The 14,137-nt window shown below is 74.8% G+C and carries 11 protein-coding genes; 5 read left to right on the top strand and 6 right to left on the bottom strand.

Annotated features, from left to right (window positions below; all coding sequences use genetic code 11):
• Positions 1 to 13: 13 nt before the first annotated feature.
• A complete protein-coding gene (locus tag ACZ6TV_RS19620) occupies positions 14 to 619 on the bottom strand; it encodes a chemotaxis protein CheW (protein WP_465298625.1) in 606 nt (201 codons plus the stop codon).
• A 191-nt stretch (positions 620 to 810) separates the two neighbouring features.
• Between ACZ6TV_RS19620 and ACZ6TV_RS19615 the strand changes: the two genes are divergently transcribed.
• Together ACZ6TV_RS19615 and ACZ6TV_RS19610 are read left to right on the top strand one after the other, a co-directional pair.
• Positions 811 to 1,332 (top strand): RNA polymerase sigma factor, encoded by a 522-nt coding sequence (locus tag ACZ6TV_RS19615; RefSeq protein ID WP_465298624.1) that lies wholly within the window; start codon positions 811 to 813, stop codon positions 1,330 to 1,332.
• Positions 1,325 to 2,164: a hypothetical protein gene (locus ACZ6TV_RS19610; RefSeq protein WP_465298623.1), complete on the top strand. Its 840-nt coding sequence runs from the start codon at positions 1,325 to 1,327 to the stop codon at positions 2,162 to 2,164. Before ACZ6TV_RS19615 ends, ACZ6TV_RS19610 begins: the two co-directional genes overlap by 8 nt.
• 4 nt (positions 2,165 to 2,168) lie before the next feature.
• Here ACZ6TV_RS19610 and ACZ6TV_RS19605 read toward each other — a convergent pair whose 3' ends face one another.
• Positions 2,169 to 3,191, bottom strand: coding sequence for a LacI family DNA-binding transcriptional regulator (locus ACZ6TV_RS19605; protein ID WP_465298622.1), 1,023 nt, complete (start codon positions 3,189 to 3,191; stop codon positions 2,169 to 2,171).
• Positions 3,192 to 3,288: 97 nt separating this feature from the next.
• Between ACZ6TV_RS19605 and ACZ6TV_RS19600 the strand changes: the two genes are divergently transcribed.
• Entirely contained in the window at positions 3,289 to 5,715 is a 2,427-nt protein-coding gene (locus tag ACZ6TV_RS19600; protein WP_465298621.1) for a glycoside hydrolase family 32 protein, read from the top strand.
• A 4-nt stretch (positions 5,716 to 5,719) separates the two neighbouring features.
• On the opposite strand, the gene ACZ6TV_RS19595 is transcribed toward ACZ6TV_RS19600, so the two are convergent.
• Positions 5,720 to 6,328, bottom strand: a complete 609-nt coding sequence (locus ACZ6TV_RS19595; RefSeq protein ID WP_465298620.1) for an adenylate kinase — start codon at positions 6,326 to 6,328, stop codon at positions 5,720 to 5,722.
• A gap of 100 nt (positions 6,329 to 6,428) precedes the next feature.
• Here ACZ6TV_RS19595 and ACZ6TV_RS19590 point away from each other — a divergent pair, with 100 nt between their 5' ends.
• Entirely contained in the window at positions 6,429 to 9,281 is a 2,853-nt protein-coding gene (locus ACZ6TV_RS19590) for a helix-turn-helix transcriptional regulator (protein ID WP_465298619.1), read from the top strand.
• Positions 9,282 to 9,526: 245 nt separating this feature from the next.
• Here ACZ6TV_RS19590 and ACZ6TV_RS19585 read toward each other — a convergent pair whose 3' ends face one another.
• Positions 9,527 to 10,132, bottom strand: coding sequence for a class I SAM-dependent methyltransferase (locus ACZ6TV_RS19585; protein ID WP_465298618.1), 606 nt, complete (start codon positions 10,130 to 10,132; stop codon positions 9,527 to 9,529).
• Positions 10,133 to 10,243: 111 nt separating this feature from the next.
• Between ACZ6TV_RS19585 and ACZ6TV_RS19580 the strand changes: the two genes are divergently transcribed.
• Positions 10,244 to 11,440 (top strand): MFS transporter, encoded by a 1,197-nt coding sequence (locus ACZ6TV_RS19580; RefSeq protein ID WP_465298617.1) that lies wholly within the window; start codon positions 10,244 to 10,246, stop codon positions 11,438 to 11,440.
• On the opposite strand, the gene ACZ6TV_RS19575 is transcribed toward ACZ6TV_RS19580, so the two are convergent.
• Positions 11,336 to 12,583, bottom strand: coding sequence for a sugar efflux transporter (locus tag ACZ6TV_RS19575; protein WP_465298616.1), 1,248 nt, complete (start codon positions 12,581 to 12,583; stop codon positions 11,336 to 11,338). The two genes, ACZ6TV_RS19580 and ACZ6TV_RS19575, sit on opposite strands and share 105 nt — an antisense overlap.
• 67 nt (positions 12,584 to 12,650) lie before the next feature.
• Entirely contained in the window at positions 12,651 to 14,102 is a 1,452-nt protein-coding gene (locus ACZ6TV_RS19570) for a serine hydrolase domain-containing protein (protein WP_465298615.1), read from the bottom strand.
• Positions 14,103 to 14,137: the final 35 nt, after the last annotated feature.

The raw sequence follows: 14,137 nt of genomic DNA, 5'->3' as shown, positions 1-14,137 counted from the left end.
GCCAGTGACCCGGTCATGACGGCCGGGTCGCCCGGCCGCCCCCGCCGTTCTCGTCCGCGCCGTCGGGCGTGGCAGCCGTCGCGAGGTCCGTCATGTCGCTCAGCGACAGGACGTGGTCGATGTCCAGGACGATGATGAAGTCGTTGTCGCGCTTCGCCATCCCGCTGATGAAGTCGGCCCGGATGCCGGCGCCGAACGCCGGGGCCGGCTCGATGTCCTCGGCGGTGAACGCCTCGACCTTGCTGACCGCGTCGACGAGGATGCCGACGTCCTGACCGGTGACCCTGCCGTCGGCGGCGCCGGAGTCGTCGGAGCCGGGCATGCCGCGGATGTGCACGATGATGATGCTGGTGCGCCTGGCGATGCTGGTGGCGCCCTTGGCGAAGCGGATCGCGAGGTCGATGACCGGGACCGCACGGCCGCGCAGGTTGATGACGCCGCGGACGAAGTCGGGCGTCATGGGCACGACGGTGAGGTTGCGGTATTCGAGGATCTCGGTGATGTGGAAGATGTCCAGCGCGTAGGACTCGCCGTTCAACGTGAAGGTCAGGTAGCGCGTCGCGTCACCGGCGGTGCCGTCGCCGGGGCCACCACCGCGGGTTGCCGCTTCAACACTCACAGCTCTGTCCTCCCGGGCGGGCCGTGTGTCCGGTACACGCCCACCAAGAGACCTATCGGCGCCGGGGTTGCGGCCTGAAGGGGAACACCGGGCAAGATCAGACGATTGAAGGCGTGAAATGAACGGCGCCGGGCGGACATGTAGAGGCAGCACACCACCACGACCCCGCCTCAGCACGATGGGAGCCACCCTTGGCACGAGCCCCCAGCGCCGCCCGCTTCGAAGCCCTGTACCGGTCCTGCTACCAGGACCTGCTCGGCTACGCCCTGCGGCGCGTCGACCGGCCCGAGTCGGCCGCCGACGTGGTCGCCGACACGTTCCTGATCGCCTGGCGCCGCATCGACGACATCCCCGACGGTCAGGGCAGACCGTGGCTGTTCGGGGTCGCCCGCAACGTCATGGCCAACCATCAGCGCGCCGACCGGCGCCGCGCGGACCTCGGCGCGCGGCTGCGCCAGGAGCTCGCCGGGGCGACCGCGATCGAGCCGGCGGTGCCGCCGGAGATCGCGCACGCGTTCCGCGCCCTGCCGGAGGGCGACCGGGAGGTGCTGCGCCTGGTGGCCTGGGAGGGCCTGACCGCCGACGACCTCGCGGTCGCGCTCGACTGCTCGGTCAACGCCGCCCGGATCCGCCTGCACCGCGCCCGCCGCCGGTTCGCCGAGGCACTGCGGTCCCCGTCCCTCACCAGTCGCACCAGGAGCGCCCATGACTGACCTCGACGAGGAGCAGGACCACCTGATCCGGCTGCTCTCCCCCACCGTGCACGTCCCCGCGTCCGCGCAGGCCGCCTCCGACGAGCTGCTGCGCGACATCCTGCACGCCGCTCCCCCGGCGACGGACTGGCGCCGGCGGCTCTTCATCGCGGCCCCCGTCGCGGCCGGGCTGACCGTCGTGGCGCTGGTGGCCGGTTCGCTGCTGTCCACGCCGGAGCCGGCCAACGCGGCGCTCACGTTCTCCGAGCGGGCCGGGTACCTCACCGTCATCATCAACGACCCGGCCGCCGACGCTCAGCGGTACAACGACGAACTCCGCAGGCACGGGCTCGACATCAAGATCGAGCTGGTCCCGGCCAACCCGGAGAACGTCGGCAAGGTGGTGTTCGAGGAGTCGGGAGCACCCGGCCTCGAGGCCATCGAGAACCCCGGCCGGTGCAGCGCCAACGGGTCGTGCCAGGTCGGCTTCAAGGTGCCGCTGGACTTCAGCTCCTACGCCGTGGTCGCCTTCGGCCGGACCCCGCTGCCCGGCGAGTCCGTCGAGGGCGGCTCCACGCAGCAGCGGGAGGTCGGCGAGAGCCTGCTGGGCAAGACCGTCGCCGAGGCGCGCACCATCCTGGCGGCGAAGGGCATGACGGCCGAGTACCGGGTCGGGCCGAGGTCCCTGGCCGCCCCGGCGGAGGAGGTCCCCGGCGACTGGATCGTGTTCGACACCGCGCCGATCGACACGACCGTCATGGTGCTGTGGTCCTCGGCGGACGGCACGCGGCCGGTGCCGGCGGGCGACGACACCCCGGTGCCGGGGCCGTCGGCGAGCGTCAGGCCCAGCTAGCCGGTCAGTCGCCCGGGGGCGGGATCTCCCCCGACCCCCGGGCGACGTACCGCGTCGGCAGCGTCACCGTCCCGGCCGGCGCGTCGTCGCCGTCGAGGCGGGCGAGGAGGATGAGCGCCGCCCGCCGCCCCAGCTCCGCCGGGTCCTGCGCGATGACGGAGACCGGCGGGTCGAGCATGTCGGCGAGCGGGAAGTCGTCGAAGCCGACGTGCGCGACCGCGTGGTGCAGGCCGAGCTCGACCAGGGCCCGCCGGGCGCCGACCGTCAACCAGTTCTGCGCGGTCACCAGCGCGGTCGGCGCCGGCGAGGCCGTGAACATCGCGGTCACCGCCTGGCGGGCCGCCTCTTCGGTGTGCACGTCCCGGCCCACCCACTCCGGGCGCGCCCGGCAGCCCAGCTCGGTGGTCGCCTCGACGAAACCCTGATGGCGCTCGCGGGCGGTCCACAGCGTCGTGTGGTCGGCGACGAACCCGATCCGGCGGTGGCCCAGCGCGTACAGCGCCCGCACGGCACCCGCGACGCCGCCGCGGTTGTCGGCGGTGACGGTGTCGATGCCGGACACCGGTGACGCGCGGTCGACGCACACGATCGGGGTCCCGTCGCGGTGCGCGGCGGCGAGCTCGCCGTCGGGCGCGCCGGTCGGCACGACGATGAGCCCGTCGACCCGCCGGGTGAGCAGGACGCCGATGAGCTCCCGCTCCCGCTCCGGCTCCTCGTCGCTGCTGCCGGCCAGGACGAGCAGCCCCCGCTGGACGCCGGCGTCCTCGACGGCCCGGTGCAGGGCGGAGGAGAACGGGTTGGCGACGTCCTGCAGCACGAGGCCGATCGTGTTGGTGCGCCGGTCCGCGCGGCGCAGGCTGGTCGCGGCGGTGTCCTTGCGGTAGCCGAGCTGCCGGGCGGCGTCGAGCACCCGGCCGGTGAGACCGGGGTCGACGGGCACGCCGTTGATGACCCGGGAGACCGTCGCCAGCCCGACACCGGCGAGGGCCGCGACGTCCTTCATCGTGGCCCGCCCACGGTCGCTCATGTATGGACATCTTTCTCTATGAGGAGCACACTGTCGAACACCCGCCAGGAAACGTTTCCTCAACCCTACCGGTCGATCTGCCGAAGGGACCACCGCCATGCGTTTCGTTCGGTTCCCCATCCTGTTCGCGCTGGCGCTCCTCGCCGCCGTCCTCGGGCCCGCCCCGGCGAGCGCGAGCCCGTCCAGCGACTATCCGGAGTTCCCCTACCCCGCCACCGCCGCCTACGACGAGCCCTTCCGGGGCCAGTTCCACTTCAGCTCGCGCAGCGGCTGGATGAACGACGTCAACGCACCGCTGTACTACAACGGCCAGTACCACCTCTTCTACCAGCACAACCCGCACGGCCTGGGCTGGGACACCATGCACTGGGGGCACGCCACCAGCCCCGACCTCGTGCACTGGACGCAGAAGCCCGTCTCGCTGGAGCCGGGCGTGCACCCCGGCGACCTGTTCTCCGGCGCCGGGGTGGTGGACACCGCCAACGCGTCGGGGCTGAAGACCGGCGCCGACGCCCCGATCGTCGCGTTCACCGGCACCAACGGGGTCTCCATCGTCTACAGCACCGACGGCGCCCGCACGTTCCAGAGCTACGACCGCGGCCGCAAGGTCGTCGTGCCGTCCGGCACCAGCCGCGACCCGAAGGTCGGCTGGGACGCCGCCCGCAACCGGTGGGTCATGGTCGTCTGGTCCGACGGCGGCGGCAACGGCGTCAACGTCTACACGTCGACGAACCTGCTCGACTGGACCTACCGCAGCCGTTTCGGCGCCGGGTGGCTCTTCGAGTGCCCCGACTTCTTCCCGCTCGCCGTGGACGGCAACGCCGCCAACACGCGGTGGGTCATGACCGACGCGTCCGCCGAATACGTCACCGGCGGCTTCGACGGCACCACGTTCACGCCCGACTTCACCGCGCCGCAGCGGATGGACCAGGGCCGCAACGGATTCGACGGCTCGTTCTACGCGGGCCTGGTGTTCAACAACATGCCCGACGGCCGGACCGTGCAGATGGCCTGGCAGCCCGGCAACCACGGCGCCACGTGGACCGGCAACGCGTCGTTCCCCGCGCAGCTGCGCCTGGTCAGCACGCCGTCCGGGCCGCGGATCACCCGCAACCCGGTCGCCGAGATCGCCTCGCTGCGCTACGGCACCACGACGTGGTCGAACCGCACCGTCACCGGCGACCCGGCCACGGACCCGTTCGCCGGGATCACCGCCGACACGTACGAGATCCTCGCCGAGTTCGACGTCGGCGCGAGCACCGCGACGCAGTTCGGCTTCCAGCTGCACCGCCGCGCCGACGGCGGCTACGACCGGGCCGTCGCCTACGACCGGGCCGCGCAGACCCTGTACGGCGCCCCCCTGGCACCGGTCAACGGACGGGTGAAGATGCGGCTGCTGGTCGACCGCGGCCAGCTGGAGGTGTTCGGCAACGACGGCCGGCTCTCCTACACCGACAACGTCAACTTCAACTCCGCCGCCACCAGCCAGGGCATCCGGCTCTTCGCCACCGGCGGCTCGGCGCGGCTCGTCTCCGCCGAGTTCCACCGGCTGCGCTCCGCCTGGGGGCAGGGCGAGCCGGTCCTGGAGTCCAACCTCGCCGGGCCGTGGCACGCCGCCGGCGGCACCTGGGGCGACGCCGCCGCCGGCAAGCGCGGCACCGCCGGCGGGGACGCGTTCTACCTGAGCAACACGAGCGCCGCCGACTTCACGTACGAGGGCGACGTGACGATCGCGTCCGGTACCGCCGCCGCCATCACCTTCCGGGCCAACGCCGACGCCACCCAGCACTACACCGCCAACATCGACGCGTCCGGGGTGGTGAAGCTGTGGCGGCCCGGCCGGGTCATCGCCACCTACCCGACCGCGATCGTGCCGGGACGCGCCTACCACCTGAAGGTCGTCACGGCCGGGGCGAGCATCAAGGTGTACCTCGACCACGGCGCCACCCCGGTCATCGACGCGACCGACACCGCCTACGCCGCCGGCTACCTGGGTGCGAACGTGTTCAACGGCACCGGCACCGTGCAGAACCTGACCCTCAACGGGCCGGGCTTCGTCACCAACCTCGCCGGGCCGTGGCAGCCGGTCAACGGCACCTGGACGACGACGGCACCGCGGGCCGGCGCGCACGGCACGGGCTCCGGCGACACGTTCTACCTCAGCCGGACCGTCGCCGCGGACCTCACCTACGAGGGCGATCTGACGATCGTCAACGGTACCGCCGCCGCGCTCACCTTCCGCGCCAACGCCGACGCCACCCAGCACTACACCGCCAACATCGACGCGTCCGGGGTGGTGAAGCTGTGGCGGCCCGGCCGCGACATCGGCACCTACCCGACGGCGATCGTGCCGGGGCGCACCTACCACCTGAAGGTGGTCGCGGTCGGCGCGAGCATCAAGGTGTACCTCGGCAACGGCACCACGCCCGTCATCGACGCCAGCGACACCGCGTACAGCAGCGGCTATCTCGGCGCGAACGTCTACGACGGCTCGGCGGTGGTGCAGCGGCTGAACCGGAGCTGACGGCCTACGCCGCGATCAGTTCGGGGACCGGACCGGGGCGGGGCCTGCTGACCCGCAGCGCCGACACGATCGTCGACGTCACCCGGTCCGGCTCCGGCATCCCGTCGACCGACAGCAGGATGCCGCGGCGGTCGTACCAGTCCAGTATCGGCTCGGTGACCTCGTGGTAGAGGGCCAGCCGCCGCCGGATGACGGGCTCCGTGTCGTCGGTGCGGTGCTCGATCGCGGACCGCGCCAGCAGCCGCCGGACCACCTCGTCGTCGTCGGTGCGCAGGTGCAGCGCGACCTGGGCGGTCGCCCCGATCGTCGAGGCGATCCGGTAGGCCGCCCAGGCCTGCGCCGGGGTCCGCGGGTAGCCGTCGAGCACGTACCCGCCGCCGGCCGCCGTCGCGTCCGCCAGCGCGCGGCGGACCAGGTCCTGCATCACGTCGTCCGGCACCAGGCTGCCGCGGTCCAGATGCTCCCGCACCCGCCGGCCCACGGGTGTGCCGAGGGCGACATGGCGGCGCAGCAGGTCGCCGGTCGCCAGGTGCGGCACCCCGAAGTGGGCGGCGATCCTGGCCCCCTGCGTGCCTTTGCCGGCTCCGGGCGGCGCGATCATCAGTACCCGCATGGTTTCTCCTCATCCGGTATGTGGCTACCCATGAATGTTGCGGCGGTCCCCCGGCCCGGGGCATGGGTCAGATGACTGCATCCCGGTTACCGTGGATGTGATGTCGCACCCTGTGACCGGGGGTCCTGACGTGGCCAGGCCCGAGCCGTGCGAGCTGCGGGGCCGGACATCCGACCTGCGGACGATCGACGCGTTGCTCGCCGGGGCCGACCCGCCCGGGCCCAGCCTGTTGCTGCGCGGCGACCCGGGCGCCGGCAAGACCGCCCTGCTCGACGCCGCCGTGACCCGGGCCACCGCCGCCGGGGCGCGGGTGCTGCGGGCGGCCGGCGCGCCGTTCGAGTCGGAGATCCGCTTCTCGGCGCTGCACCAGATGCTGTACGCCGCCAGGGACGTCGCCGGGCGGCTCCCCGACGACCAGCGCGACGCCCTCGCCCACGTCTTCGGCCGCTCCGGCGCCCGCGACACCGGCCCGCTCGTGCTGTCCACGGCCGTGCTCGCGCTGGTCAACGAGATCGCGGCCGGCCGCCCGCTGCTGGTGGTGGTCGACGACGTGCAGTGGGTCGACCCGGCCAGCGCGACCGTCCTGGGCTTCCTCGCCCGCCGCGTCGCCGGCACCCACGCGCGGTTCCTCGCCGCGGCCCGCACCGGTGTCCGGGCCCGCGACGGCGGCGTCTTCGACGACATGCGGCTGCCGGAGCGCACGGTCGGCCCGCTGCCCGCGCGGGCCGCGGCGGCGCTGCTGGACTCGCACCATCCCGGGCTGCCCGGCATCGTGCGGCGGCGGCTGCTCGACGACGCCGCCGGCAACCCCCTCGCGCTCATGGAGCTGCCGGGGTCCCTGACGCCGCGGCAACGGTCCGGTGAGGTCGCCCTGCCCGCGTTCCTGCCGCTCAGCGACCGCCTCGAGGCGGCGTTCGCCGCCGGGCTCACCCCGCTCGGCCCGCCGGCCCGGGCGCTGCTCCTGCTGGCGGCGCTGGACGCGGAGGCCGACGTCGCCACGGTACGGGCCGCCGCCGGCCCGCACGCCGACCTGCGGGACCTGTCGGCGGCGCGGCGGGCGGGGCTGGTCCGGGTCGACGAGGCCGGCGGCCGGCTCGCGTTCCGCCACCCGCTGATCCGCGCCGCGGCCGTCCAGCTCACCTCCGCCGACGAGCGGCGGCACGCGCACGAGGCCCTCGCCGGGGCCCTCGCCGCCGCTCCCGCCCGCGGGACCGCACCCGAACGCCGCGCCCGGCATCTCGCCGACGCCGCGACCGGGCCGGACGAGGCGGTCGCCCGCGCGCTCGACGAGGTCGCCCAGGCCGCCTGGACCGGCGGTCCCGCGGGCCGGCCGCGGGGCGGCGCCGCCGGCGCGGTCAGCGCGCTCGTGCGCGCCAGCGAGCTCAGCGACCGGCCCGGGCAACGGTCCCGGCGCCTCGTCGAGGCCGCGTTCCTCGCCAACGTCACCGGCCAGCTCGACCAGGTGCCGAAGCTGCTCTGCGACGCCGGGCAGACCACCGACACGGCCACCGGGCTCGTCTTCGCCGCCACCGCCCACCTGCTGACCAACGGCGACGGTGACGTCGACGCCGCCCACCGCCTCCTCGCCCGGGCGCTCGACGACCTCGACTGCGCCCCCTGCCCCGGCGACGGCTGGGACGCCTACGGCGTGCTCTACGCCCTGCTGTTCGTGTGTGTCTACAGTGGACGCTCGCAGCCCTGGGAGCTGCTGCGGGCGGCGCTGACCCGCTTCGACCCGCGGTCCGTGACCGCGCTGCGGCTGTGCTACGACGCCTACGCCGACCCGGTCGGCACCGCCGATCCCGTCCTGCGCCGGCTCTCGGCCGCGTTCGAGGACCTGTCCACCGACCCGGCGCCGTGGCAGTTCATCCCCCTCGCCTACGCCGCCGTCGAGCTCGACGCCCTCGCCGGGTACCGGCACCTGTGCCACCGGATCATCGACCGGGAGCGCGACGGCGGCATCGTCACCGTCGTCATCGCCGGGCTGCTCATGCTCAGCGTCGACTCGATCGCACACGGGCAGTGGGACGAGGCGGAACGGCTGGCGACCGAGGCCCTGGAGATCGCCCGCGCCGACGGCTACCACCTCCTCGAAGGGCAGCTGCGGTGCCGGTTGGCGCTGATCGCGGCGTACCGCGGCGACCACGCCCGCGCCCTCGACCTGACCGACGAGGTCACCCGCTGGGCGGCGCCGCGCGGCGTCGGCCTCACCCAGGCCCTGGTGTGGCAGGCCCGCACGGTCGATGCCCTCAGCCGGCGCGACTACGAGGACGCCTACCTCCAGGCCTGCCGGGTCGACCCGGCCGGCCACCCGAGCCTCGGCGTCCCCGGCCGGTGGATGGTCCTCGACTGCGTCGACGCCGCCGTCCACATCGGACACCTCGACGAGGCGCGGGCACACGTGACCGCCGCGCGGGACACCGGGCTCGCCGCCGTGTCCGGCCGCACCGCGCTGCTCACCGCCGGCGCCGCCGCGTTCGCCGCCCCCGACCCCGACGCGGACCGGCTCTACGCGACGGCGCTCGCGCTGCCCGGCGCCGGCCAGTGGCCGTTCGAGCAGGCCAGGATCCGGCTCGCCTACGGCGAATGGCTGCGCCGCACCCGCGACACCACCGCGGCCCGGATCCAGCTGCGCGACGCCCTGGAGAGCATGGACCGCCTCGGCGCCCGTCCCTGGGCCGACCGCGCCCGCAACGAGCTGCGCGCCGCGGGCGTCGCGGCGGGCGGCATCCGCTCCGGCGCGGCCGCGGCGCTCACTCCGCAGGAGCGGCAGATCGCCGGCCTCGCCGCGACCGGCCTGACCAACAAGCAGATCGGCGAGCGCCTGTTCCTGTCCCACCGCACGGTCGGCGCGCACCTGCACCGCCTCTTCCCGAAGCTCGGCATCACCTCCCGCGCCGCGCTGGCCGCCGCGCTGGAAGCCCTTCCGCCGCAGGCGTCATCCGAGCCGTGACCGGCCCGCGGCCGATCAGCACGCCGGTGCGCCGGCGGGCTCCGTGGGGGGCAGCCCGCCGCATGGCCTTGCCCGAGAGCCGACAGCCGTCCGGCCGCACGTCCGGCGCGACCAGGCGCCGCGAGGGCAGCCCGCGCGGCGGCGGACCGCTCAACGACAACCCACGCAGCGGCGGACCGCTCAACGACAGCCCACGCAGCGGCGGACCGCTCAACGACAGCCCACGCGACGGCGGACCGCCGGTGTCAGCCGGCGTGCAGGACCGCCACGAGGAAGTCCGAGCCGGGGGTGAACGGGCGCAGGTCCCAGGTGGCGAGGAGCAGGTCCGGCACCAGGCCCGCCGCGGCGGCGTCGGCGAGGAAGTCGTCGAACTCGTAGCCACGGCCCGCGCCGAAGCCGATCACGACCCGCCCGGCGCCCCGCAGATGCGCCCGCATCCGGTGCAGCACCTCCCGCCGGGTGTCCTTCGCGACGAACGTCATCACGTTGCCGGCGCTGACGACGACGTCGAAGCCCTCGGCGATGCCGTGCGCCGGCAGGTCGAGCTCGGACAGGTCGCCGACCAGCCACGTCGCCGCGGGGTGGTGGTGCCGCGCCGCCGCGACGAGGACCGGGTCGAGGTCGACGCCGATCACGTCGTGCCCGGCGGCGGCGAGGTGCCCGCCGACGCGGCCCTGACCGCAGCCCGCGTCGAGGATCCGGGACCCGCGCGGCAGCATCGCGTCGACGAGGCGGGCCTCACCGACGAGATCGTGCCCGGCCTCGGCCATCGAGCGGAAGCGGTCGATGTATCGCTGCGAGTGCTCCGGGTCGGCCTCGACGAGCTCCAGCCAGGCGTTGCGGTCAGCCATGCGGTGGTCCTTTCCTGCGTCCGGCCTCCATTGTCCGCCCGCGCATTTTCGAAATACCCGCCGGGCCGCGGCACGGCATGATGTTGCTCAACCGCCGTCCGTGGAGATCCAGTGACCGCACCAGCACAGCGCGCCCTCGCGCCGATCGTGTTCGCCTACGCCGCCTTCGTCCTCGTCGGTGTCAGCGCCGGCGTCGGCGGGGTGCTCCTGCCTGCCCAGATCGACGACTACGGCCTGGACAAGGCGACCATCGGGGTGACGTTCTTCGCGTCGTCGGCGGGGTTCATGCTCGCCGGCGCGACGGCCGGGGCGCTGATCCACCGGCTCGGGTTCCGGCTCGCGTTGACCCTGGGCGCCGGCGCGTTCCTCGCCGCCGGGCTGTACACGGCGACCCGTCCCGCGTTCGCCGCGCTCGTGGGCGCGCAGGTCGTCGTCGGCTACGGCACCGGCGTCCTCGAGTCGGTCCTCAACGCCTACCTGGTCGCGCTGACCGGCTCGACGACGCTGCTCAACTGGCTGCACGCGTTCTTCGGCGTCGGCGCGCTGATCGGCCCGCTGCTCGCCACCTGGATGCTGGGCTTCACCGCGTGGACGTCGGTGTGGCTGGTGCTCGCCCTGGCGTGCGTGCCGCTCGTCGCCGGCTTCCAGCTGACCATGCGGTCCGCCGCCGACCGCCGCCAGGACGGCGCGGAGCCACCCGGCCGAGGGCTGGTGCGCCAGGCGGGCCGGCGACCGGCGGTGCTGCTCGGCGCCGCGTTCCTCGCCGTGTACGTGGGACTGGAGCTCAGCATCGGCAACTGGGGCTTCAGTTTCCTCGTCGCCGAGCGTGGCCACGGCGACCTCCTCGCCGGGTACACGGTCAGCGGCTACTGGCTCGGCCTGACCCTCGGCCGGTTCGTGCTGAGCCCGCTCACCGCCCGCCTCGGCTGGAGCGCGAGCCGGCTGATGACCGCCTGCCTGGCCGGCGTCGTGCTGTGCGCGGCGCTGCTGTGGCTGGCCCCGGCGGCGGCCGTGGTGGCGCTGGCACTGCTGGGCTTCTGGCTCGGCCCGATCTTCCCGACCACGATGGTGGTGGCCCCGCTGCTCGCCCCCGCCCACCTCGGGCACACGACGATCGGCCTGCTCAACGGCGTCTCGATCGTCGGCGGCGCCCTGTTCCCGTTCCTGGCCGGCGCCATCGCCGAGCGGTCCGGCCTGTGGACGCTACCGCCGCTCGCCGTCGCGCTCGCACTGACCCAGCTCGTGGTCTGGTGGCGCACCACCCGGCACATGCACAGCCCCACCGACGCCCACCCGGCCGCCGTCTGAGGGGGCCACCGGGCGGGCGAGTGCCAGCAGGACCCCGCCCACGGCGGCGAGCCCGCCGCACAGCAGCAGCGCGGCGCGGGCGCCGAGGGTCTGCACCGCGGCACCCGCGAGCACGCCCGCGACGAGCGAGCCGAAGGTCAGCGTGTTGGCGAACAGCGTCGTCGCCCGGCCGGTGGCGCCCGGCAGCAGGTCCTGCATGTGGGTGATGCCGAGCGCGCCGACGACCGCGATCCCCACGCCGCGCGCGACCTGGGTGCCGATGAGCTGCGGGACGGTCGTGCTGCCTGCGACGAGCAGGAAGTAGGCGACGAACACGGCCGTGCCGGCGAGGATCACCCGCGGCCGGCGGACGTGGTCCGGCAGCAGGACCAGGGCGAGGGCGGCCGGGATCTCGACGACCGCGCAGACGCTGAACAGCACGCCGACGACGCTGTCCGGCCGGTCGAGCGTGCGCGTCACGTACAGCGGCAGCGCGACGGAACCGGCGAGCATCGCGGTGTGGAAGAGCGTGTAGCTCGCCGCCGCGAGCAGCACGGTCCGGCCGGTCCCGCGGCCGCCGGTGTCCGCGGCGGGATCCGTTGCCGGCGGCGTCCGCCCGAGCAGCAGGACCGGCAGCGCCACCAGCCCGAAGGCGAGGGCGGTGAGCGCGAGCAGCCCGCGGTAGCCCTGCCAGGCCAGCACCCCGGCGCCGATCATCGGCCCGATCGCCCACGCCAGGGACCACACGGACCGCAGCAGCGGCGTCCCCTTGCGGCCGGCGCCGCCGGACGGCCCGTCGAGGTGGGTGCGGGCCAGGGCGAACAGCTGCGGGAACGCGGCCATGCCGGCGCCGAGCAGCCCACCGGCGATGAGCAGCAGCAGCGCGTAGCTCGTGGTCGTGGTCAGCGCCAGGTATCCCGCCGCGGGCCCGGCGACCGCGACCAGGGCGGGCCAGCGGCCGTTCGAGCGGTCGAAGCGGCGGCCGAGCCAGGTGCTCACGGCGAGCCCGCTGACGGCGATGACCGACATGAACACGCCCACCTGCAGCGGGGTCAGCCGCGCCTCGTCGGCGCCGAACAGCACAAGGTACGGCCCGATCATCGAGTCGGCGATGCCCAGCAGCAGCACACCGGCGAGCAGCGGCGGCAGCTTGGATCCCGTCACCGCCTGCTCATGCCCGCCCGCGCCCGCACTCATACATCCGCATGTGTGCGGGCGCGGGAGCGGCGGGTCAGGTCACCAGGACGACGGCGGCCGCGGCGACCGCGGTGGAGCCGGCGGCGCCGGCCCACCGCAGCCAGGGGCGGCCCGCGACCAGCGGCAGCGTGCGCCAGGACGGGACGGCCAGGCACAGCGCCGCGACGGTGGCGGCGACGCCGAGCGCCCAGACGGCGGCCGGGACCGCGAGCCAGTCGCCGGCGCGGTACGCGAGCAGCAGCATCACCGCGGACCACAGTGCGGACGTCGCGAGCCGGACCCGGTCGGTGCGGCCGCGGGCGGCCTGGCGCACGGTGATGAGCAGGCCGGCCGCGCCGATCAGGCTCAGGCCCACCGTGACCAGGACCGTGACGAGGGACCGGGACGGGTCCGTGGCGCCGGGCGGCGGCACGCCCAGCAGCCGGCGGCCGATGGGGTCGACGTCGCGGTCGGTGTTGCCGAGCACGACGACGCCGCGGCCGGTCCCGCGGTCGACGGCCAGGTAGGCGCGGAACCCTCCGGTGCCGCCGTTGTGCCAGGTGAGGGTGGCGTTGTCGTAGCGGGTGGTGAACCAGCCGTAGCCGACCCGCTCGCGGTCGTCGACGGTGTGCCGCGGGGTGAGCGCGTCGAGGCCCGGGGCGGTGCCGGCGTGCACCGCGGTGACCAGGCGGGCCAGGTCGGTGGCGGTGGACCAGACACCGACGCCTGCCGGTGCCCAGCCCGCGCCGCGCCACGGGTCGACCTGCCGGCCGGAGGCCGTCGAGCCGGACGCGTGCCCGGCCGGCAGCGCGGTGCCGTCGGAGCTGACCGTGGTGGCGGTCATCCCGAGCGGGGTGAGCAGCTCGTCGCGCAGCAGCCGCGGATACGGCACGCCGGCCCGCTCGGCGAGTGCCTGGCCGAGGACGGCGGCGCCGAAGTTCGAGTAGTGCACCGTGCCGCGGCCGCCGCCGGGGCGCTGGTCGCCGGCGGTGCGCAGCAGCCAGTCGCGGTCCTGTCCGGCGTACGGGTCGGCGCCGCCGAGGTTCGCGAAGTACATCCGGGCGGCCTGGCCCACCGACGTGACCGGGACGCTGCGCAGGCCGGAGCGGTGGCTGGACAGCTCGTCGACGGTGACGTCACCGGCCGGGCCGGTGATGGACGGCACGAGGGTCCGCAGCCGCTCGCCGGGCGCGACGCCGGAGCCGGCGAGCAGCATGCCGGTGAACGCCTTGCCGATCGAGCCGATCTCGAACGGGGTGCCGGCGGTGACCGGCCCGCCGTCGCCGCGGTCGCCGATCCCCGCGGTGCGGACGCCGCCGGGGCCGATGAGCGCGACGGCGAGCCCGCGGTAGCCGGCCGGGTCGCCGGCCGCCGCGCGGAGATCCGCGGCGAGCGCGGTGTCCCCGGTGACGGCGCCGGCCAGGTGCGGTGGTCGCGGCGCGGCCAGGAGGGCGGCGGCCCCGGCGAGCAGGGCGAGCGCGACGATCGCGACGATGCGGTTGCGCATGGTTTCGGCTCCCTTCCGGTCTTCCGGTTTCCGGG

Source organism: Dactylosporangium sp. NPDC051087 (assembly GCF_055586325.1).
Note: the sequence above shows the minus strand (reverse complement) of the source record. Positions and strands in the feature narration are given on the sequence as shown.